This window comes from Acetobacter garciniae (assembly GCF_017377735.1).
GTDB lineage: Bacteria > Pseudomonadota > Alphaproteobacteria > Acetobacterales > Acetobacteraceae > Acetobacter > Acetobacter garciniae.
This window is the reverse complement of the sequence record NZ_JAFVMH010000002.1, coordinates 19,360-41,414: the sequence shown is the minus strand read 5'-3', so window position 1 is coordinate 41,414 and position 22,055 is coordinate 19,360. Positions and strand designations below refer to the sequence as shown.

The 22,055-nt window shown below is 63.8% G+C and carries 17 protein-coding genes and 1 tRNA gene; 10 read left to right on the top strand and 8 right to left on the bottom strand.

Annotation, left to right across the window (positions count from 1 at the left end; all coding sequences use genetic code 11):
- Positions 1-344: 344 nt before the first annotated feature.
- The 3 genes from J2D77_RS04130 to J2D77_RS04120 all read left to right on the top strand — a co-directional run bounded on the left by J2D77_RS04130 (position 345) and on the right by J2D77_RS04120 (position 4,136).
- On the top strand, positions 345-2,441 hold the full coding sequence (locus tag J2D77_RS04130; protein WP_207845060.1) for a hypothetical protein: 2,097 nt from the start codon (positions 345-347) through the stop codon (positions 2,439-2,441).
- A gap of 102 nt (positions 2,442-2,543) precedes the next feature.
- Positions 2,544-2,966 (top strand): alternative ribosome rescue aminoacyl-tRNA hydrolase ArfB, encoded by a 423-nt coding sequence (gene arfB / locus J2D77_RS04125; protein WP_207845059.1) that lies wholly within the window; start codon positions 2,544-2,546, stop codon positions 2,964-2,966.
- A gap of 216 nt (positions 2,967-3,182) precedes the next feature.
- Positions 3,183-4,136 (top strand): FkbM family methyltransferase, encoded by a 954-nt coding sequence (locus J2D77_RS04120; RefSeq protein WP_207845058.1) that lies wholly within the window; start codon positions 3,183-3,185, stop codon positions 4,134-4,136.
- 231 nt (positions 4,137-4,367) lie between these two features.
- On the opposite strand, the gene J2D77_RS04115 is transcribed toward J2D77_RS04120, so the two are convergent.
- The 3 genes from J2D77_RS04115 to J2D77_RS04100 form a co-directional block, all read right to left on the bottom strand.
- Positions 4,368-4,751: a hypothetical protein gene (locus tag J2D77_RS04115; protein WP_207845057.1), complete on the bottom strand. Its 384-nt coding sequence runs from the start codon at positions 4,749-4,751 to the stop codon at positions 4,368-4,370.
- Positions 4,723-5,688, bottom strand: a complete 966-nt coding sequence (locus tag J2D77_RS04110; RefSeq protein ID WP_230975514.1) for an RNase A-like domain-containing protein — start codon at positions 5,686-5,688, stop codon at positions 4,723-4,725. The genes J2D77_RS04115 and J2D77_RS04110 overlap by 29 nt, the downstream gene beginning before the upstream one ends.
- Before the next feature lie 328 nt (positions 5,689-6,016).
- Positions 6,017-7,639, bottom strand: a complete 1,623-nt coding sequence (locus tag J2D77_RS04100; RefSeq protein ID WP_207845055.1) for an ABC-F family ATP-binding cassette domain-containing protein — start codon at positions 7,637-7,639, stop codon at positions 6,017-6,019.
- Between the two features lie 208 nt (positions 7,640-7,847).
- Between J2D77_RS04100 and J2D77_RS04095 the strand changes: the two genes are divergently transcribed.
- From J2D77_RS04095 to J2D77_RS04085, 3 genes are all read left to right on the top strand, one after another.
- Entirely contained in the window at positions 7,848-8,198 is a 351-nt protein-coding gene (locus J2D77_RS04095; protein ID WP_207845631.1) for a DUF3147 family protein, read from the top strand.
- A 213-nt stretch (positions 8,199-8,411) separates the two neighbouring features.
- Positions 8,412-10,022 carry an inorganic phosphate transporter gene (locus J2D77_RS04090; protein ID WP_407927077.1) on the top strand — a complete coding sequence of 537 codons (1,611 nt, stop codon included), beginning with the start codon at positions 8,412-8,414 and terminating at the stop codon, positions 10,020-10,022.
- Between the two features lie 11 nt (positions 10,023-10,033).
- Entirely contained in the window at positions 10,034-11,500 is a 1,467-nt protein-coding gene (locus J2D77_RS04085; protein WP_207845054.1) for a carbohydrate porin, read from the top strand.
- 122 nt (positions 11,501-11,622) lie between these two features.
- Here the strand turns inward: J2D77_RS04085 and J2D77_RS04080 are convergent, their stop codons facing one another.
- Both J2D77_RS04080 and J2D77_RS04075 read right to left on the bottom strand, forming a co-directional pair.
- Complete coding sequence (locus J2D77_RS04080) at positions 11,623-12,687, bottom strand: NAD(P)H-dependent flavin oxidoreductase (RefSeq protein ID WP_207845053.1); 1,065 nt, start codon at positions 12,685-12,687, stop codon at positions 11,623-11,625.
- A gap of 16 nt (positions 12,688-12,703) precedes the next feature.
- Entirely contained in the window at positions 12,704-13,207 is a 504-nt protein-coding gene (locus tag J2D77_RS04075) for a flavin reductase family protein (RefSeq protein ID WP_207845052.1), read from the bottom strand.
- 288 nt (positions 13,208-13,495) lie between these two features.
- On the opposite strand from J2D77_RS04075, the gene J2D77_RS04070 reads away from it, so the two are divergent.
- The 3 genes from J2D77_RS04070 (at position 13,496) to tyrS (ending at position 17,364) form a co-directional block, all read left to right on the top strand.
- Positions 13,496-14,161 carry a histidine phosphatase family protein gene (locus J2D77_RS04070; protein ID WP_207845629.1) on the top strand — a complete coding sequence of 222 codons (666 nt, stop codon included), beginning with the start codon at positions 13,496-13,498 and terminating at the stop codon, positions 14,159-14,161.
- Positions 14,162-14,394: 233 nt separating this feature from the next.
- Positions 14,395-15,852: a metalloprotease TldD gene (tldD, locus tag J2D77_RS04065; RefSeq protein WP_207845051.1), complete on the top strand. Its 1,458-nt coding sequence runs from the start codon at positions 14,395-14,397 to the stop codon at positions 15,850-15,852.
- Between the two features lie 249 nt (positions 15,853-16,101).
- Positions 16,102-17,364 (top strand): tyrosine--tRNA ligase, encoded by a 1,263-nt coding sequence (tyrS, locus tag J2D77_RS04060; protein WP_207845050.1) that lies wholly within the window; start codon positions 16,102-16,104, stop codon positions 17,362-17,364.
- Here the strand turns inward: tyrS and J2D77_RS04055 are convergent.
- From J2D77_RS04055 to dksA, 3 genes are all read right to left on the bottom strand, one after another.
- The gene (locus J2D77_RS04055; protein WP_207845049.1) at positions 17,312-18,040 is read right to left on the bottom strand and encodes a hypothetical protein; all 729 of its coding nucleotides are present in this window, start codon (positions 18,038-18,040) and stop codon (positions 17,312-17,314) included. The two genes, tyrS and J2D77_RS04055, sit on opposite strands and share 53 nt — an antisense overlap.
- Positions 18,041-18,523: 483 nt before the next feature.
- A tRNA-Thr gene (locus J2D77_RS04050) sits at positions 18,524-18,598 on the bottom strand.
- 70 nt (positions 18,599-18,668) lie between these two features.
- Positions 18,669-19,082, bottom strand: coding sequence for an RNA polymerase-binding protein DksA (dksA, locus tag J2D77_RS04045; RefSeq protein WP_207845048.1), 414 nt, complete (start codon positions 19,080-19,082; stop codon positions 18,669-18,671).
- A gap of 1,374 nt (positions 19,083-20,456) precedes the next feature.
- Between dksA and J2D77_RS04040 the strand changes: the two genes are divergently transcribed.
- Positions 20,457-21,968: an aldehyde dehydrogenase family protein gene (locus J2D77_RS04040; protein ID WP_207845047.1), complete on the top strand. Its 1,512-nt coding sequence runs from the start codon at positions 20,457-20,459 to the stop codon at positions 21,966-21,968.
- Positions 21,969-22,055: the final 87 nt, after the last annotated feature.

Sequence of the window (22,055 nt, the reverse complement as noted above, 5' to 3'; positions counted from 1 at the left end):
CGGCCGGATGGAACGGCCCCTGGTGCCGCCCCCTTTCGCCGCCGCCTGCGCGTGCCCCTTTTCTTTCCTGTAGGAGAATTGCGTAAAAATCTGATGAACCGCCGTGTCTGCATACGGGCGCGCAAGGCCGTGCCACACCCGGACGGCGCGCCGGGCAGGTGCAATCAGATGCAATCCAGCCGTGAATCCACGTTCGCGGTCATGGGTGTGGGTTGTTGTGTTTGGGGGGGCGTAATAAAAGCGTTGGTCGTCGCGCCTCTGGCGGCGTTGCCCCTGTGCGTGGTTGGGCGGCATGACAGCGCCCCCCGCGCAGAACCAGGCCCGCGCATAATGCAGGAGAGAGAGTGCTGACTTCGCCACCCAATGACATCGGCGCGGACACCCGTATGGATACCGGCGCGGGCGCGGCCCGATACGCGTTTTCTGCGTTCCAGGCCCGGCTGGCGCGGGAGATGGCGGCTCTTTCGGGGTCCGGGAACGTGCCCCCGGCTTTGGCGGGCCGTTACCTGCTGGCTGCGGGGCGGGCGGCGGCAGGCGCTTGGATGGCGGGCCTGCTGGGCCCGGCCCCCGAACTGCCGCACTGGGCCAGCACCCTTGCGGGGGCGGACGCGCCAGCCCCCGCCAGCCTGGCCGCCGCACTGGCGCATATGGTGGCCAGCGTTACGGCGGACGGGGCACAGGACATGCCGGGCCCGGGCTTTGGTGCGCAGTTTTTTTCAGAACACGCCTGGGGCGACCTCACCCTGCATGCATGGGCCTGCGGGGTCTGGCCGTTGCTTCGCCCCACCGAAGTGCTGCTGGCCCACGGGGGGGATGACCGGCTGGACCTGGCCGTGCAGACGCGCCGCAACCGCTACGGTGTGGGCTACAGCCCCCGGCCGGATGTGGTGGCGCTGTCATCCTCCACCGCGTCTTCTCCCTCCGTTACGGGGTTTGCGGCTGCCTGTGCGGCGCGGTCTGCTCTGGTGCACGCATTGGTGGGCGGCACGCCTGGCGTTGCGGCCCGGCAGGGGCTGGCCGGGATAAAGGCGTTTGTGGCCGGGTATTTCGGCGTGGACAGTCCGCAGCATATCGTTTTGGCCGCATCGGGCACGGATTGCGCCCTGGCGGCCCTGGCCCTGTGCGCGGGGCAGGGCGAGCCGGTAACAACCGTCCTGCCCGGGCCGGAAGAAACAGGCAGCGGCGTGCCCCTGGCCGCATGCGGCCGCCACTTTGCCGCGCGCACGGCCCAGGGCCGGGTGGTGGTCAAGGGCACGGTTATCGAAGGGTTTTCCCCCGCCAATAGCTGTGTTGCCGTGCCGGTGCGCGCGGCAGACGGCACCCCCCTGCCCGAAGCGGATGTGCTGGCCGCCTGCGCGCGGCAGGTGGACGACGCATGTGCCGCCGGACGGCGGGTGCTGCTTTACGTGATCGACGTTTCCAAGACCGGGCTGATGGTGCCGTCATGTCAGGGTGTTGCCGCCATCAAGGCCCTGTGCGCGCGGCATGAAGGCCAGGTGGACGTGCTGGTGGATGCCTGCCAGGCCCGGCTGATGCCCGAGCGCGTGCGCGCCTATCTGGACCTGGGCTGGGCGGTTATGGTCACCGGCTCCAAATTCTATACCGGGCCCGCCTTCAGCGGGGCGTTGCTGCTGCCTGAAGCCTGGCGCCAGCGCCTTGCAGAGGCCAGGCCCGCTAGCGTGCCCGCTGGCCAGACCCCTGGCCCCGACTTCCGGACAGACGTGGCAGAAGCACGCGCCCTGCCTGCTGCCCTGCCCGCCGGCCTGGCCGATTACGCCTGGCGTGACGAATGGCCAGCAGCCCCGGCGGCCCGCCACCTGCCCGAGGGGCTGAATGCCGGGCTGCTCCTGCGCTGGAGCGCTGCCCAGGCCGAAATGGCCGCCTTTGCCGCCATCGGGCCTGAAACACGGCTGGCGTTGCTGGACCGGTTCCTGTCCGGGGCGGCCCGGCTGTTATCCGCCTGTGCGTTCGTGCGGGTCGTATCCTCCCCCGCACCCGCGCGGCCGGCCCTGCCCCATGCGTGGGACACGCGCCAGACAGTGCTGACCTTCCTGCTGGTGCGCGGCGGAGCAGAAGGCGAAGCCCCGCAGGTTCTCGATCTGGCACATTGCCGCCAGGTGTATGAATGGCTGCAAGCCGACCTGTCGGCCTGCGTGCCCGACGCCCAGCGCGCGGTGGCGGCACTGCCCTGCTATGTCGGGCAGCCGGTTTCCCTGCCCTGCCCGGCGGATATGGCGGGCACCAGCAGGCAGGCCCCCGTGGGCGGGCTGAGGATCGCGGCCAGCGCGCGCCATGTCTCCGGCACGGCGGCGGTGGGGCAGAGTGCCGCGGCCCGTGTGGACGCCGAGATCGGCAATATCGCCCATGTGCTGGCCAAGATCGGCCTGATCCTGCGGCATTGGGAACGCATTACCCATATGGAGAACCTGCGCGGTGCCTGATCGCCCGGCCATGACAGCGCGCGGCCCGGCGGCGGTGCTTGACCGTGGTGCGTTCGGGGGCGACGCGATACCGGGCAACACCGTTCAGGCAGGGGTGGGGGCATGAGTACTTCCACCGCGCCCGAATTGCCCGTGCCCGAGGCCGAACTGGTGTTCACCTATATCCTGGCATCCGGCCCGGGTGGGCAGAACGTCAACAAGGTCGCCACTGCCGCCCAGCTCCGTTTCGACGCTGCGCGTTCACCTTCCCTGTCCGAGCGCACGCGTATGCGCCTGCTCAAGCTTGCGGGCAGCCGGGCTTCGCGCGAGGGGGTGATTGTCATTACCGCGCGCAATTTCCGCTCGCAGCAACGCAATCGGGAGGACGCGATCGCCCGTCTGGCCGCCCTGATCCGCGAGGCCGAATTCCGCCCCACCTTCCGTATCGCCACCCGTCCCAGCCGTGCGGCCCGCCAACGCCGCCTGGACGGAAAAGCCCACAAGGCCGGTATCAAACGCGACCGCCGCGTCCGCCACGACGACTGAGCCCGCCGCCCGATGTGATGGACAGGGTCATGCAGGCCTTGACCGCGGCCCAAAAGCCCAGGACCATCCGGCTACGGTGCGCCCATACCGTGCCGGCAATGCTTGCGGAGACGACCATGATTTACAGGAATCCCGCGCAAGGCACGGCCCCCGGCAAACCCGCGCGAGAAGGGGGTTGGAAAATGCCCGCGCAGAACAAGGCAGGTTTGAACATTCATGTCATCCACACCTGAACATCGCGCGGGCCATGACATGTCGGGGCCAGATCAGGCCGGGGCCGCGTCCAGTGTTGTGCCCTGCGCTGACCGGCAACCCGGCCTGTCGGACCGGTTTCTGAGGGCGATGCTGAAATCCCCGTTGCTGCCCTACGGGCTGCGCCTGAAGCTGAACAAGATGCTGTGTTCCAACGGGCCGCCTCTGGCCTATCGCACCCGCGTGGGGGGCTTCCTCTATCAGGGTCTGGCGCATAATCTGATCGATAATCACGTTTACTATCTGGGCATGTACGAACCCGCCATTGCGGCGGCCATGCGGTTTTGTGTCGCCGTTATTCCGGGGCTGGGGCAGCGGGGCTTTGTGGATATCGGGGCCAATACGGGCCTTTTCACGCTGGTGGGATCAGGGCTTTTCGCCAGCGTGCATGCGTTCGAACCCTATCCACCGGTCTTTGCCCGGCTGAAGGAGCATGTTCGCCTGAACGGGCTGGAGACTGTGGAACTGTATCCCCTCGGGCTGGGGGAGCACGGCGGAGAACTGCCCTTCATGGTGCCGGAATCGGATAATTACGGCACCGGGCATTTCCTTTCCCCGCAGGAGGCGGCGGCCGCACCGCATTTTCCGATAATGCGTGGCGACGAGGTTCTAAAACAGCGGGCGCAGCCAACAGGTTTGATCAAGCTGGATGTCGAAGGCCATGAACCCCAGGTCCTGCGCGGGCTGTCAGGTCTTTTGAACGTGGATCAGCCTGTCGTGATCATGGAGCTGAATACGATAACCAAACAGGCTTTTGGAAGCATGCAGGCCCTGATGGCATCTTTTCCACCCGGCTATACACCGCTGGCGATCGGGCGGAAAAAAGAGACGTTCTCGGTCGAGCCATTTGCGTGGTCGAAAAAACAGGACAATATCCTTGTCGTGCCACGCCATCTCAAGGCTGTCTTCAACGCCTGATTGCGGGCCGAAAATCTGGGGCCCGGGTTTACAACCGCACGATAAAAGCTTCCGGCAGGCTTGCGCGTGAAACTGAACAAGCAAAAGCGGCCAGTTTTTTACATCACCAGTGTGTTCAGTCGGGGAGGCGCATTTTGTCGGCTTTGGAGGGGGGAAATGGAAAGTCTGCTTCTGGAACGCCAACACATGAAAACCGACATGCCTGTATTCGGTGTTGGCGAACGGACCCGCCTATGTAATCGGGTCAATCTCTCTTCCCGCCTGCACTTCGGGGTCGTTTTCAAAAACGTGCAGGACAGCGGACCAGAATGCCCGCAAGCTTGGAAATCTGCCCCAGTTCGGTGGCTCTTCAACATCCGCCGTGGGACTTATGCTGATCAAAATCAAAGTTACATGGTCGATTTCCGCATCATTGCAAGCCAATAAAGTCTTTAATTCGTTGATTGTTTGTAACTTGAACGGCAGACGAAGCCCCTGCGGCGCATCTTCAATAACCTCTGCCAATGTATCGCCAAAGAGATCCGCATCCTCGCCGAACGAACTGGCGCCCAGATTAGTGAGACGCGGAAACAGGTCGAGAATATCATCATTGGTAAAGTTTAACAGTTTGGACATAGTAAATCATCCCGTTGTGTTCTTTTTTGATAATTGTAACTTGGATACGCCGTGCAGCCTTGCGCTGCCGATTGGCACTCTCGATTACGACAGTGCCCCTTCCAGAGGTATATCCTTCAAGGAAGACTTTATCTCCATTTCTGGCGTTCGTGAGCCAAGTATCAATCTTATAGGAGTTATCTCTAAGCACTTTGTGAATAGCATGTTCGGCTTCTGCTTTCGAAGTGAAGAATGAAACAACAGACTGTTTTTCCTTCGTAAACCGGCGTTCGATATATTCGTCGGTTGGATCGACGTGCTTCAGCAAGACATGCCCTCCCGCCTTGCGATTATGTGGCGGTGCCTCATGGTGGTTGAGATCGAACCGCTTCTGTCGATGGGGTGGGAGAAGGTTCTGGTTGGTGGGCGGTCTTGGCGGTTGAGGAGTATAGGGCGAAGGCCGGTGGAAGTGCTCCGTCGTGATGTCGGCATGCCGGAAGGTCAGTCGGCCTGCATCCGCTGAGGCCACGCGAATGGCCCGAGTGGCCGCGAAAGACCCGGCTGCATGCAGCAGACTGCCCGGGATCAGGGCGTCCGCAGCCGCACCTGCCAGATTGGCAACAGCCGGAGGCGCATGCGCCTTCAGGGCCGCGGCTCGGACCGCACGTTCGGTCTGGGTCTGTGGCGGTCTGCCGGTGTTCCATGCACGCCGTCCGGCGGCCATCATGTCAACGCCATGAGCGGCAAGCGCAATGCCGCCCACTTTGCTGAGCAACGGTTCAGGAGCAACCAGAAGGCCCGCCGCCCCGGCCATTTCCGCAGCCCCGAAGCCGATCGTGGCCAGACCTTCGGCCCGATTAATGGTTTGCTGGCTCGGCAGGTAGCGTCTGACAACACTGACGAGCTGATGTTCGCTCATGACAAATGTCAGAGCGGGATGCTGGTTGGTATCTGGCATGGTGTGTCCTGAAATGCAGACACAAAAAAAGCCCGCCGGTGAGGGCGGGCTTTGCGTGTCGCATAGGTTAATCCACGCCGTGGCTTATGCCATAGCGTTCTTTAGGAGGATCATGATTTTGTGGAAAAGTCCGGATCAGTGGCTACGACACTCCGAACTGTATTGAATATGTAGCAAAAACTGCGTGCGGATACCAGATGGAAAACAGGTCGACTGGATTCCACCCATGTCCGGTTTTGCAAAATCGTTAACCGCACACAGATGTCCGAAATGAGGTGAAAGTAGGCAATGCCCGCCGGTCTGGACAGGTCCGGCGGGGAATGGGTTTTTACTCGTGCAGGCCTGGGGCTTCGCGGCCGGTGCCGGCTACGTATTCGGTGTAGCCGCCGTCGTAGCGGTGGAGGCCGCCTGGGGTCAGTTCCAGCACGCGGTTGGACAGGGCGGCCAGGAAATGCCGGTCGTGGGAGACGAACAGCATGGTGCCTTCGTAATCCGCCAGGGCGGCAATCAGCATTTCCTTGGTTGCGATATCCAGGTGGTTTGTCGGTTCGTCCAGCACCAGGAAATTCGGCGGATCGTACAGCATCAGCGCCATGACCAGCCGGGCCTTTTCACCACCCGATAGCACGCGGCAGGTTTTTTCGACATCGTCCCCCGAAAATCCGAAACCACCCGCCAGCGTGCGCAGCGATCCCTGGGCCGCCAGCGGAAAGGCGTCGTTCAGGGTCTCGAAAATCGTGCGATCGCCATCGAGCAGGTCCATAGCGTGCTGGGCGAAATAGCCCATCTTTACACTGCCGCCCAGCGTGACGGTGCCCGCGTCCGGTGTGGTGGTGCCCGTCACCAGTTTCAGCAGGGTGGATTTGCCCGCACCGTTCACGCCCAGCACGCAGCAGCGTTCCTGCCGGCGGATCAGCAGGTCCAGTCCCTGGTAGATCACGCGCTCGCCATAACGCTTGTCTACGCCACGCAGGTTGACGACCGCATCGCCCGAACGCGGCACTGGCGGGAAGGTGAAAGACATGGCCTGACGCCGCTTGGGTGGTTCGACCCGGTCGATCTTGTCCAGTTTCTTCACCCGGCTCTGCACCTGTGCGGCATGCGACGCCCGGGCCTTGAACCGTTCGATAAAGGCGACTTCCTTGGCCAGCATGGCCTGCTGCCGGTCGAACTGGGCCTGCTGCTGCTTTTCGTTCAGGGCGCGCTGCTGTTCGTAAAATTCGTAATCGCCCGAAAAACTGGTCAGCGCGCCGCCATCGATCTCGATCACCTTGTTGATGATCCGGTTCATGAAGGCCCGGTCGTGCGATGTCATCAGCAACGCGCCATCATACCCGGCCAGGAACTGTTCCAGCCAGATCAGGCTTTCCAGGTCCAGATGGTTGCTCGGTTCGTCCAGCAGCATGACATCGGGTTTCATCAGCAGGATACGGGCCAGGGCCACGCGCATTTTCCACCCGCCGGACAAAAGCCCCACATCGCCATCCATCATCGCCTGGCTGAAGCCCAGCCCGTGCAGCACCTCACGCGCGCGGCCATCCAGCGCGTAACCGCCCAGTTCCTCGAAGCGGGCCTGCACCTCGCCAAAGCGTTCGAGAATGGTATCCAGTTCGTCGAACCGGTCGGGGTCGGCCATGGCGGCTTCAAGCTCCGCCAGTTCCGCGCCGATTTCGGCCACAGGTCCGGCCCCGTCCATGACTTCGGCCACGGCACTGCGCCCGGCCATTTCCCCCACGTCCTGGTTGAAAAAGCCGATACTCACACCCCGATCGGTCAGGACATGGCCTTCATCGGGGTCTTCCTGGCCGGTGATCAGCCGGAACAGGGTGGTCTTTCCCGCACCGTTCGGCCCGACCAGCCCGATCTTTTCCCCTTTTTGCAGGGATGCCGACGCCTCGATAAAAATCACGCGGTGGCCGTTATGCTTGCTGATGTTATCAAGACGGATCATGGGGCCTCGGGGCAGAAGGGCGGACAGGAACGGGAGCGCCCTTATTACGCAACCCGCCCGCCCCGTAAACCATGGCTGCGCACGCCCCCGTCGGCTTGCTGCTTTGCCGTTCGTGTGGTCGGGGGCGGTCGGGGGCAGTCCATGTGGCGCGCGGCGTGCTTTTCGTGCAGCACTGTTCATGGGGCGGAAGAAGGCGTACACCATGGCCATGCTGCATCTGATGATCAAAGCCGCTATTTCGGGTGTGCTGATCGCGCTCGCATCGACCCTGGCAAAGCGTTTTCCCGGTCTGGGGGCGCTGATTGCGTCGCTGCCGCTGGTATCCGTGCTGGGCATGATATGGCTTTGGAACGAAAGGCCCGATGTCGCCAATATGGCCGCGCATATGAATGCGACCTTCTGGTACGTCCTGCCTTCGTTGCCCATGTTCGTGCTCATGCCCGTGCTGCTGCGGCACGGCTTGGGGTTCTGGCCCACGCTGGCGGCGGGCTGCGGCGTGACGCTGGGGCTTTATGTGGCCATGACCTGGATCGGCCCGCGCTTTGGCCTGGCTCTCTGACATCGCTCTCTGACATCGGGCCACGGATGCATGCTGTGCTGCGCCTGCGCATCCAGACGCCGAAAATTCATACACGGTGTTTTGGGCTGTTATTCAAGCACATGGCGGCAATACGCCCGCGCTGCGGAGTATTTCATTGTAATGTAACTTTATAAAAATTTTTATACAGTCGAATTTCGCCCCAGTGCCCAAGTCATGGCAAAGGGGAAAGCCTTGTCGGAATCCATTGCTGCGCGGACCCATGTCCTGCGCCCGCGCATGAACGCCGGTGCAACGCCCGCGTTCAAACTGTTTTTTCTTGCTGTCATTGCAGGGGCCCTGGCCTTTGTCGGCTACAGCGTCGTGGCCGACCTGCGGGCTGCTGACGAACACGGCCTGGCCGTGGGGGCGTTCGTGCTGCTGGCACTGGCGCTGCTGATCGCGCTGGGGTTCGAATTCGTCAACGGCTTTCACGATACGGCAAATGCGGTGGCCACCGTCATCTACACCAACAGCCTGCCCCCGCTTGTCGCGGTGGTGTGGTCCGGGCTGTGGAACCTGCTGGGTGTGCTCGTATCCTCCGGGGCGGTGGCCTATAGCGTAGTCACGCTGCTGCCCGTGGAGCTTATTCTCCAGGTGGGCAGCAGTGCCGGGCATGCCATGATCTTCGCGCTGCTGATTGCCGCCATCGTGTGGAACCTGGCCACATGGGCCATGGGTATTCCCAACAGTTCCTCCCACGCGCTGATCGGCTCCATCATGGGGGTGGGCATTGCCAACCAGTTGATGGCGCCCGCCGGGGCCGCCACATACGGCGTTGACTGGTCCCAGGTGCAGAAGGTGTTTAGCGCGCTGCTGTTCAGCCCGGTCTGCGGCTTCGTTCTCTCGCTCGTGCTGTTCGTGCTGTTCCGGGTGCTGGTGCGCAACCGCACCCTGTTCGAAGCGCCGGAGGGCCACAAGCCGCCCCCGCTGTGGATTCGGGGCCTTCTGATCGGCACCTGCACGGGTGTGTCCTACTTCCACGGCGGCAATGACGGGCAGAAGGGCATGGGGCTGATCATGCTTATCCTGATCGGTGCGGCCCCCACGGCCTATGCGCTCAACCGCGCCATGCCGGAATCGGCCATGCCGGGCTTCGTGCAGTCGGCCGGGCAGGCGGCAAGCCTTTTCCGCGCGCATGACGCCGCCCCCGATGCGCTGAGCGTGGCCGATGCCCGCACGCTGGTGACGAACGCGCTGCGCGACAAGCAGGTGGCGGCCGAACCTGTCTATGGCGCGCTAGCCGTGCTGTCGGACGATATCGCGGCATCGGTCAAGGGGTATCGCTCGCTCAACGCCATTCCGGCGGCCCAGGTGCCCAACGTGCGCACCGACATGTACCTGGTATCGGACGCGATCCGCGCGCTGGGCAAGACCACCGCCTTCACGGCCGAGGAAAGCACCACGCTCAAGGCATTCATGGAACGGCTTAACGCGGGCACGCGCTTCATTCCCACTTGGGTCAAGATCGCGGTGGCGCTGGCGCTGGGCATGGGCACCATGGTGGGCTGGAAGCGCATTGTGGTGACGGTGGGCGAGAAGATCGGCAAGACCCACCTGAACTATGCGCAAGGTGCCTCGGCCGAGATCGTGGCCATGGGCACTATCGGCCTGGCGGAAGGATATGGTATGCCGGTGTCCACAACCCATATCCTGTCCAGCGGTGTCGCCGGAACCATGGCGGGAGCGGGGTCCGGCCTGCAATGGCGCACCCTGCGCACCATGGCCATGGCCTGGATCGTCACACTGCCGGCAGCCATGCTTATCAGTGGGGTATTGTTTTTCATCTTCCGCCACGTCTTTTAACGGGTCTTGAAATGGTAAGGTCGTCTGCCCTGGCCTTTCGCCATGTGGCAGCCGCCCTTACCCTGGTTGCCGCCATGGCGGCCTGCCCGGGCGCCATTGCCGCAAGCGTGCCGCTTGCCACCGATATCCTGCCCTCGGGCGTGCCGCTTCCGGTGCCCGCGCCGGTTTTTGTGCCCCCACCCCAGGATGCCAGCACGCAGTTACTGGGCAATGCGGGCGGTGTACGGCCCTGGCTTGCCAGCAAGGGCGTAAGCGTGACCATCCAGGACGTGGAGGAATTATGGGGCCTGCTGGCAGGCGGCACCCATCCCGGCCCGACCTATGACGGCATGACGGCGGTCGCCCTTACCATCGACAGCAAGGCGGCCTTCGGGTGGAAGGGCGGGCTTTTCAATATCAGCGCATTGCAGATCCGGGGTCGGTCGTTCACGGACGAACGCCTGGGCTCGCTCAACCCCGTCAGCGGGTATGACGCGGGGCGGTCCACCCGCCTGTTCGAACTGTGGTACGGGCAGAGCTTCCTGCACGACCGGCTTGATGTGCGCGTGGGCTCCATCGACCTGGATACGGAATTCCTTGTCAGCCAGAACGCGTCCTTTTTCCTGAACGCCAGCTTTGGCTGGCCGCTTTCCACATCGAGCAACCTTTATTCGGGCGGTCCGTCCTGGCCGTATTCCGCCGTGGGCGGGCGCGTCAAATGGACACCGGTCGCCCCCGTGGTGCTGATGGGCGCGATCACCGATGACAACCCCACGCGCGGCCCGTTCTACAGCGATATCGACCCCGCCCAGCGCGACCCCTCGGGCACGACGTTTTCCACCAGCGGGGGCACGCTGTTCATTGGCGAAGTGCAGGTCTGGCTGGATGCGGCCCGCCGCCTTGCGGGAAAGGATGCGCCAGCCCTGCCCGGCACATGGAAATTCGGCGCGTTGTACGATACCGGCCGTTTTCCCGACCAGCGGTTCGACAACCGGGGGGGGCTGCTGGCCAATCCGCAGAGTACGGGCACGCCGTTCTACCACCATGGCAACTGGCTGGCCTATGCCGTGCTGGACCAGACGATCTGGCGCAGGGAAAAAGACTCGGGCAAGACCATCAACTTCTTCACCCGCGCGACGGTGAATGACGGCACGCGCAATCTTGTCGCGCTGGAAGTGCAGAGCGGCTTCACCTTCGACGAACTTCTGCCCGGGCGGCCGGACGATACGATCGGTATTGCCTGGGGGGCGGGTTTTTACGGGCGGCGCGCGCTCCAGCACGCGCGGGATGCCATACGCCTGGGCACGAGTACTACGGGCATGCTGCTTCCCGAACATCATGTGGAACTGACCTATCAGGCGGCGGTCACGCCGTGGCTGATCGTGCAGCCGGATTTCCAGTATTTCCTGCATGTGGGTGGCGTGTCGGAGAACAGCGACAGTAACCGTTCCACCCGCCACGCCGTCGTAACCGGCCTGAACGTGACAACGACCTTCTGATCCCTGATAAATAAGGAGAAAAGTTTTTGGTGAAGCTTTTTTCAAAAAGCTTCAAGGACCGCCACCTTTTGAAAAAAAGGCGACACCCGAAAACTTGCCTGTTTTAAGCGGATATATCCCGGCTACAAAGCAGGCGTGCGGGCCTCGTGGATTTCCCTGTTCAGGGTTGCCACCAGTTCGGCGGCGGGCATGGCGCGTGCAAGTGGTGCGCCCTGTCCGGCCCACTGCGCGCCAAAACCGTGTTCCCCCCGCGCCTTCGCTGCGGCGTTCAGCGCTTTTCCCGCATCGTACGCGATGGGGTAATCGGGCGGGGTCGGGGGGGCCTGTTCCGCCAATGCGGTGAAACGATTGGCCAGGCAGCGCGCGGGCCGCCCGGAAACAAGCCGGGTCAGGCGCGTATGGAACGCCCCCGGCCCTGCCAGCGCCTGCCGATAGGCGGCATCGGCCGCGGATTCGGGGCAGGGAATGAAGGCGGTGCCCAGTTGGGCGGCTATCGCCCCCAGGTCCAGCGCCGCGGCAATACCCGCCCCGTCCATGATCCCGCCCGCCGCAATGACGGGACAGGCGCATTGCCGAACCAGCAGGCGGACAAGGGCCAGCGTTCCCAACGCGTCATCTGGGCCCCGCGGGTCGAACACGCCCCGGTGGCCCCCGGCTTCGATCCCCTGCGCCACGATGGCATCCATTCCCGCGGCCTGCGCCATGCGGGCCTCATCAAGGCTGGTGGCGGTGGCGAGCAGGAGAATGCCCGCCTGTTTGAGGGCGGTAACGACGGGTGCGGCGGGCAGGCCGAAATGAAAGCTGACGACTGGCGGCCTCGTATGCAGCAGCATGTCCAGCATGGCCGGATCGTCGGCAAAGCTTGTATAGGGCGACCGCAGGGTTTGCGGCGGCGCTGCCCCGAAGGCGGCAAAACTGGGGGCGAGCCACGCCAGCCATGCGGCCTCCAGCACGGGGTCGGCCACGGGGGGCGTGTGCACGAACAGGTTGACGTTAAAGGCTGAACGCGTGCTCTCCCGCACGGCGGCGATCATGGCGCGGGCCCCGGCGGCATCGGTCGCGCCCACGCCGATCGAGCCCAGTGCTCCCGCGTTGCAGACCGCCGCAGCAAGGGCCGGTGTGGACACGCCCGCCATGGGGGCCTGGACAAGGGGCACGGACAGGCCCAGGCGTTCGATCCAGCTCACGCCCCGTGCCTGCCGTTCATCCGCCGTAGAAAACCTTTTCGCCCAGGTCTTTCATGTGCAGCACGGCTTCATCCGGGCGGCCTTCGATCTGCTGGTTGAGATGGACTGATGTGACCTCGGCAATAAAGGTGTGGTGGTCGCCCAGTTCCACGATCTTGCGCACCTTCAGTTCGATCGCGGCGGGCGCGCTGGCCAGAATGGGTGCGCCGTTGGCGGCCCATGTAATGGCCTCGCCCGAAAGCTTGCCATCGGCATAGGTCGCAGGTTTGAAGAACGAGAACGCCAGCCCGCCCTGCCCCTTGCCCAGGATGTTGAGCACCAGATCCCCGCTGTCGCGCGCTGCCGCATAGACATGCGAGTCCGTCTTGATGCCCAGGGCCAGCAGCGGGGGGGCGAAGCTGGTCTGCGTGACCCAGTTGACAGTTGCCGCGGCAATTTCGGTCTCCAGCGTGCCGGCGCTGAGAATGTACAGCCCATAGGGGATCATGCGCAGCGCGGTTTTCTTGGCTTGCTCGTCCATGTCTTGTGGTCTCCTTCGCATAGGGTGATGGCAGAGTGACGCAGCCCGGCAGGGTCGTCCAGAGGCGGGAATGGCGGGGCTGGCCGCCATGCGGCAAAGCCGGGCCCGGGATGGGGCGGCGGTGGGGTTGGAGGGGTGTTCACATCTGCTTTTCGCGGTTCCGCTCTTGCGCTGGCGCGCCGCGCGCACCAAAACAGGCACATGAATGAACAGTCTTCTCTCGTTCCGGTTCCTGTTTCTTCCACATCTGCCCCGACAGCACCTGCCCGTCGCGCACCGTCCCTGCCCATGGTGCCATCGCAGGGGCATTTTCTGGACGGTCCCAAGCTTGCCCCCGGCATTACGCGCTTCTGGCTGATCCGCCACGCCCTGGTGGAAGAAAACGCCCGCATGTGCCTGTACGGCTGCATGGATGTTCCGCTCTGCCCCGACAGCCTGATCGCGCAGCGGCCCATGTACCGTGCCCTGGCGGCCCGCCTGCCCCGCCCCGCGCGCTGGCTGGTCAGCCCCCTGTCACGCACGCGCGAGACGGCCCGCGCCATAGAGGAAGCAGGGTACGGCCCGCACGATCTGGTGACCGAACCCGACCTGATCGAGCAGAATCTGGGCCTGTGGCAGGGGCTCGATTACAGCCAGTTGACCGGCCACCTGAACCTGCCGCCGCACCCGTTCTGGGCCGTGGGGGCGACGGAATGCCCGCCCGAGGGCGAAAGCATGATCGATGTCTGCGCCCGCGTAGGCCGCCTGCTGGACAGGCTGGCGGCGGAAAATGCCGGGCAGGATATCGTGGCTGTCAGCCATGGTGGCGTGATCCGCGCCGCCCTGGCCCATGCCCTGCGCATCCATGCCGAAACGGCACTGCATTTCTCCGTCCAGAACCTGTCGCTGACCATTCTCGAACGGCTCGACGCGGGGTGGCGGGTCGTGACAGTCAACGAACTGCCGGGTATCTGACAGGCAGGTTCGCAGCGTGCACGCCCCGACCCGGGAACGCAGCGCGGGTGTGCCGGGGCACATCGGCTTGCATATCGGGCAGCCCGGTCGGGCGTGCGGGTCGGGCGGGTCGGGGCGCTTGCCCTTAGGGGCAGGTTCCGGTCGGTTCATGGATGCCCCGCCCCTTGGGACATGCTAGTCTTCAGGCACCGGTACGGGGTGCCGCCATGGTTTTCAGATGAAGGGTTTTGCCCATGTCTTCCTCTCCCGCGCAGTTGGGGGCGCTGGCCGCCACGGACCAGCTTTTTTTCGACCGCCCCGATGCGACACTCGGCCGTGATGACGCGCAGAAACTGACCCGCACCGCCCTTGAGGGCATGGAAGACGGCGAGCTGTTCCTGGAATACCGCGAAAGCGAGTCCCTCTCGCTCGACGACGGGGTTATCCGCGCGGCGTCCTTCAACACCAGTTCGGGCTTCGGCCTGCGCGCGGTGCTGGGGGAGGAAACGGGTTTCGCCCATTCGGACGAGCTGAGCCGTGCCTCCCTCCTGCGTGCGGTCGATGCCGTGGGGGCTGTGCGGGCGGGGCGTTCGGGCCAGATGGCGGCCCCGCCGCGTGCGACCAACCAGCGGCTGTATACGGCGGCCAACCCGCTGGGTGACACGGATTTTGCCGCCCGTTCGGGCCTGCTGAGCGCCATCGACGCCTATGCCCGCGGCAAGGACAGCCGGGTGGTGCAGGTCATGGCCTCGCTTTCGGGGGAATGGCAGGCGGTGCAGATCATCCGGGCCGATGGCGGCCGCACGGCGGATCTGCGCCCGCTGGTGCGGCTGAACGTGTCCGTGGTGGTGGAACAGGACGGCAAGCGCGAAAGCGGCAGCTACGGGCTGGGTGGGCGGTACGAGATCAACCGCCTGCTGGGGGAGGAAACCTGGCAGGGTGCGGTGGACGAGGCGCTGCGCCAGGCCCAGGTCGCACTTCAGGCCCAGGCCGCCCCTGCGGGCGAGATGGAGGTGGTGCTGGGGGCCGGCTGGCCCGGCATTCTGCTGCACGAGGCCGTGGGCCACGGGCTGGAAGGCGACTTCAACCGCAAGGGCACGTCCGTCTTTGCCGGGCGGATCGGCACGCGCGTGGCCTCCCCCGGGGTGACGGTGATCGATGACGGCACCCTGCCCGACCGCCGTGGCAGCCTGACGGTGGATGACGAAGGCACGCCCACAGGCCGCACGACGCTGATAGAAGACGGCATTCTGCAAGGCTACCTGCAGGACAGGCTGAACGCGCGGCTGATGGGGGTTGCCCCCACCGGCAACGGCAGGCGCCAGTCCTATGCGCATATGCCGCTGCCGCGCATGACCAACACCATCATGCTGCCGGGCAACGCCACGACGGAGGAGATGATCCGCTCGGTCAAGCGCGGGCTGTATGCCGTGCATTTCGGCGGCGGGCAGGTGGATATCACCTCGGGCAAGTTCGTGTTCGCAACGTCGGAGGCCTATCTGATCGAGGATGGCCGCGTGACCGTGCCCGTCAAGGGTGCCACCCTGATCGGCAGCGGGGCGGAGGCCATGTCCCAGGTCTCCATGATCGGGGGCAATCTGGAGCTTGATCCGGGCATTGGCACATGCGGCAAGGCCGGGCAGGGCGTGCCCGTGGGCGTGGGCCAGCCCACGCTGAAAATGACCGGCCTGACGGTGGGCGGCACGGCCTGAACCCGCCCGGCCGGGTCAGGCACCGGGGGGCTCGTCCGGGTCTGTTTCGGGCTGTCGCCCCGGCTTGCTTTTCCGGTCCATTTTCCGGTCCGCTGTCCGGCCTGCTTTCCGGTTTTTCTCCCCTTCATCTGGGGCCGTTCCGGGGCCGCCCCCTGTTCCGTTCGGCCCTGCCCATGCTAGAGCCTGTGCCAAAGGGGCCGCCCGCGCCATGCGGGCCGGAGGGCGGGCCCCAGGATTAGGGACAGGATAATGGCTGAGACTGGATTTCGGAGTTCGTTCATGCGTGAGGCCGCAGCCCGCGGCTTTATTTTCCAGTGCACGGATGCGGAAGCGCTCGATGCCCTCATGGACCGGACATCCGTCACCGCCTATATCGGCTTCGACCCCACGGCCGACAGCCTGCATGTGGGCAGCCTGATCCAGATCATGATGCTGCGGCTGCTGCAAAAGCACGGCCACCGCCCCATCGCCCTTGTGGGCGGGGGCACGGCGCGGATCGGCGATCCTTCCTTCCGCGAGGAAGCCCGCAGGCTGATGACCGAGGACGTCATCCGCACCAACCTGGCCGGGATCGAAGGCTGCCTGCGCCAGTTCTTAAGCTTTGGCGACGGCGCGTCTGAAGCGGTGCTGGTCAACAATGCCGACTGGCTGGACCGGCTGTCCTATATCGACCTGCTGCGCGACGTTGGGGTGCATTTTTCCATCAACCGCATGCTGGCCTTCGACTCCGTCAAAAGCCGGCTCGACCGCGAACAGGGCCTGACCTTTCTGGAGTTCAATTACTCCATTCTCCAGTCCTACGACTTCCGCGAACTCAGCCGCACGCATGGTGCAGTGTTGCAGCTTGGCGGGTCCGACCAGTGGGGCAATATCATTTCCGGCGTGGAACTGGTGCGCCGGACCGACCAGAAATCCGTCATGGGGCTGACAACCCCGCTGCTGACCACGGCGTCGGGGGCGAAAATGGGCAAGACGGCCAATGGCGCTGTCTGGCTGTCCGCGGCCCATCTGCCGGTATTCGAATACTGGCAGTTCTGGCGCAACACGGAAGACGCGGATGTGGGCCGTTTCCTGCGCCTGTTCACTGATCTGTCGCTGGAGGAATGCGCAAGCCTGGAAGCGCTGGAAGGCGCGGGCATCAACGAGGCCAAGAAGGTTCTGGCGACCGAGGCCACGGCCCTGTGCCACGGGCGCGAGGCAGCCCTTGCCGCCGCCGAGGCCGCGCGCCAGACCTTTGAGGAAGGCCGCGTGACCGCCGCCGACCTGCCCGTGCATATGCTGCCCGGCCCGGTTCTGGCGGAGGGCATTCCGGCCTTCCGCCTGCTGGTGGAGGCTGGGCTGGCCAAAAGCAATGGCGAAGCCCGCCGTCTGGTGCGTGGCGGTGGGGCACGCCTCAATAATGTCGCGATAGAGGATGAAAACCGCCTGATTTGCATGCAGGATATGGTCGACGGGGCCATCAGGCTTTCTGCTGGCCGTAAACATCATGTGCTGGTGAAAGCGGCGGAGTAAGCCCAGGCCTTCCAGACCCCCTGAGCCTGCCTGTTTTCAGTGCCTGCCCGAGCGTAAAAGAGAGACTGCCATGAAACGTATTGTTGCAAGCCTGAGCGCTGCATCCGCCCTGAGCGCGCTCCTGCTCGTTGCGGGCTGCGCCCCCCGCCCCTACGGCCCGTGTGGCGGGCCGGGCTATGGTGGCCCCGGCTATGGCGGTCCGGGTTACGGCGGTCCCGGCTATGGGGGTGACTACGGCTATTACGGCGGTGGTGGCGGTTACGGCGGCGGTTACGGTGGCGGTGGCTATCGGGGCGGCGGTGGTCCCGGTGGGGGTCCGGGTGGCGGGGATCGTGGGCCGGGTGGTAACCATGGTGGGCCGAATGACGGCCGCGGCAATGATCGTGGGCCGGGCGGTGGCCCCGGTGGCGGGCAGGGCGGCGGCCAAGGCGGCGGGCCGGGCGGGAATCGCGAAGGCGGTCGCGGCGGCCAGGGCATGGGCCCCGGTGGGGGTGGTCCCGGCGGGCAAGGAGGTGGCATGGGCGGTGGCCAACGGGGCCCGCAGGGTGGCCAGTCCGGCAGGCCCGGCGGTGGCGCTGGCGGGCAGCACGGTGGCGCCCGGGGCGGCGGCCACGGGAATGACCACGACGGCACGGGGCGCTGAGCCACGACCCGGCCTGAAACCGGCGCCGTTCAACCTATCCCTGCAAGCCATGCCTGTCGCGGGCGTGGCTTGCTCCCTTTAGGGCAAATACGCTGGTCCCGGGTGCTTTCCTGAGCGTGTGCTTCAAAAGTCGATCGGGTCGGTCTGGCGGCCCTGATCAGGCGTGAAAACTCCACGCCAACCCCGTCGCCCACTTCTCCATCCCGCTCTCAGGCGAAAATACGCCGCGTCCCTGATGTGGGGAAGGCTAAGCGAGTGTTCCAAACGGCGTCAAGGATCGTCATCTTTTTGAAAAAAGGCGACACCCAAAAACTTTTTATCACTCTTTATCAATAGGTTGTTTTGAGGCGATCTCTACCGGGGCCGAACGGGCCAGGGATTTGCCAGGCCTGCCAGCCTGCCCGCGACAGGGGCTTGCTGACAGGCGGGAAGAAGAAAAATGGGGAAAAAGACGGCCTCGGCCTTTCGGGGCATGGAACCTGACAGGGATCAGGTTGGAAAAGCCGTGTAAAATCATGGTGCTGCTGGACAGGATTGAACTGTCGACCTCTCCCTTACCAAGGGAGTGCTCTACCACTGAGCTACAGCAGCGCCGTCTGCCGGGCGTTCTAGCGGTTCACGCGTTGCGCCGCAAGTCTGCCGGGATCAAAAAAAACGAAAATTAATCGTCCCGGTGGGTTTTTTCCATGCGCTCGTGCTGTTCCTGCGCCTCGATGGAAAGGGTCGCGATCGGCCGGGCTTCCAGCCGCTTCAGGCCGATGGGCTCACCCGTTTCCTCGCAGTAGCCGTATGTGCCGTTTTCAATGCGCTGCAGGGCCAGGTTGATCTTGCCGATCAGCTTGCGGGCCCGATCGCGGGTGCGCAGTTCAAGGGCGCGGTCGGTTTCGACACTCGCACGGTCCGTGATATCGGCTTCATGAATGCCACCTTCTGACAGGCTGGCCAGGGTATCCCCCGCTTCCTTCAGCAGATCGGCGCGCCATTTGAGCAGTTTCTGCCGGAAATATTCCGTCTGAAGAGGGCTCATGAACTCTTCGTCTTCGGACGGGCGATAATCTGGCGGTAGGGTAATCATGTGTATCGTCAGCCTTTCCAATGACAGAGGCTCTGCCTTGAAAGAATGACGCGGCTTATAGCGGCAACATGTCCGTCCGCCAAGAAATTTATGCGCAAGCCGGAAAGGAAGGTAAACACTCGTATAATCAACACAAAGAAAAACTCCTATACGCGATGAGTAATAAAGCCCCGCCTACCGGCCTGACCCGCAGGGACAGCCCGTATCGGCGCGCAGGGGAAAAGCACACAACGGCTTTCCCCCAGGCGGGTTGCTGGCCCACGCTCAGGTCAGGTCAGGTCTGGGCACAAGCAGAGTTACGGTGGGGGCGGGTGGTGATCGGGCTGCGGTCGTCCGGCCGGGGCGCGGGCTCCTCCCGTCTGGGCACGTGGTACGGGCCGGCTCTGTGGCTTAGGGGGACGATCCGGCCCGGGCACTGGGCGGGGCCTGCTCCGGGTTGCCTGTACGGTCCTGTTCCCAAATGCAGGCAAAGGTGCAGCCGCCTGTCGGTGGCATGGGTCGCGCTTGGGGGGAGGGGGCGGTCAAGGCTGGAGCAATCCGGCCTGTCGGGTCTGCTCATCCTGTGCCGCCATGCCACCCCGGCATCGGGTCACTGCCCGCTATTTACAAAGATAAGACATGCCTGCTGGCGGATGGAGCGCTCCTATCTGACGTGTACAGGGAAATGACAGGCTTTGTCGCGCCGGTCGGTCCTGCTGCGTGTGTCCACGGCGGCGGGGAAGAGACTTGTCGGTTCTCTCGCGAAAAGCCTGTTCATTCGGAAAGTACTTTCACAAGCCCCATTTATTATGCGGGCCGGGTATCAAAGCAGTACGCGGAGTCCCGAAAAAATGACACTTAGTGTCATTTTCGGGCTCGGCCTTTGGAAAATGCGCCGCATTTTGCAGCCCGCCTGCGGGCGTGAAGGGCGTGTGATTTGTATAAAGACCTAAATAAGTCCTATTTCGCACAAGAGAACAAGCAATTGATATTAAAAGATATATAGGCGTGTCCTTGTGGCACCTGATGCAAATATCACGCTTACGTTACCATCGCCCCGCTTGTCGTTCCGGGCATCACTATATATCGGTGGACATAGACAGGCCCGGGGTTGCGCCGGGGTGTCAGGCAGGTTCTGCCCGATCTTTAAGGAGATCATGTCCGCGTGATGTACACGATCAGGAATTGCGATCCGGGAAGGGGGCTGCATGCGCCCGACCGGCGGACGGAAAAGACAGAACGCCTGCACGTCTTGCCGAGTTTTTTACTGCACCGTGCCGGGTTTTTGCGATGCGACCGAATGTGTCTGATCGCGGCAGGCCCCATTGGGCTCCGTACGGAGCGCCCATAAGGACCACCGGGTGCGAAAAGTCTTGTCCTTGAAGGAATATACCCATGTCGTCAGAGAGCATTTCGGCGCCCCCGCCGTTTAAATCCCGTTATGGCAACTACATCGGTGGAAAATGGGTGGCCCCGGTCGAAGGTCATTACCTGACCAATACCTCCCCCGTGGACGGGCGCGTTTTGTGCGAAGTCCCGGCCTCCACCGCTGCGGATGTGGAGCTTGCGCTTGATGCTGCGCACAAGGCCAAGACCGCATGGGGCCATATGGCGCCTGCCGATCGCGCGCTGATCCTGCTTAAAGCCGCTGACAAGATGGAGCAGAATCTCGATCTGCTGGCCCGGGCGGAAACATGGGACAACGGCAAGCCCATCCGCGAAACGCTCACGGCCGATATCCCGCTGGCCATCGATCATTTCCGGTATTTCGCAGGTTGCATCCGCGCGCAGGAAGGCACGCTGAGCGAGATCAACGACACCACCATCGCCTATCATTTCCATGAGCCCCTGGGCGTTGTGGCCCAGATCATTCCGTGGAATTTCCCGCTGCTCATGGGGTCGTGGAAGCTGGCCCCGGCCCTGGTCGCGGGCAACTGCGTGGTCATGAAACCGGCTGAAACCACGCCGGCCAGCATTCTGGTGCTGATGGAACTGATCGGGGACCTGTTCCCGCCGGGCACGCTCAATATCGTCAACGGCCTGGGTCGCGACGTGGGGGCCGCCCTGTCCACCAGCCCGCGTATTGCCAAGGTGGCGTTTACCGGTTCCACCCCCACCGGCAAGATGATCGCGCATGCGGCGGCCGAAAACCTGATTCCCGCAACGCTGGAACTGGGTGGCAAGTCCCCCAACATCTTCTTCGCCGATGTCATGGACCATGATGACGACTATCTGGACAAGGCGATCGAAGGGTTCACCATGTTCGCCCTCAACCAGGGGCAGATCTGTTCGTGCCCCAGCCGCGCGCTGGTTCATGAATCGATTTATGAAAAATTCATCGAACGCGCCCTGCCCCGTATCAAGGCTATCCGCCAGGGGAACCCGCTGGACCCCAACACCATGATGGGTGCGCAGAATTCGCACGGGCATCAGGAAAAAATCCTGTCCTATATCGATATCGGCAAGGAAGAAGGGGCCCAGTTGCTGACCGGCGGCGGCCGTCCCGATCTTGGCGCGGACCTGAACAAGGGGTGCTACGTGCAGCCGACCGTGTTCAAGGGCAACAACAAGATGCGTATCTTCCAGGAAGAGATTTTTGGCCCCGTTCTGGCAGTCACGACCTTCAAGACCGAGGAAGAAGCGCTGGCCATCGCCAACGACACGCCGTTCGGCCTGGGGTCGGGCGTGTGGAGCCGTAACGCCAATACCTGCTACCGCATGGGCCGTGGGCTTGAAGCGGGCCGCGTATGGGTCAACTGCTATCACGTCTATCCGGCCCATGCGGCCTTTGGCGGTTACAAGAAGTCGGGCATCGGGCGTGAAACCCACAGGATGGTGCTTGAACATTACCAGCAGACCAAAAACATGCTGGTCAGCTATAGCGAAAAGAAGCTGGGCTTCTTCTGATCCGCTAAGGCCGCGCAAGCCCTGGCCGCGGGCGGGGTGGGTTGGTTCGTCCGGCCTGCCCCCGCCTGCGGCGGCGGCCCGCAGGCA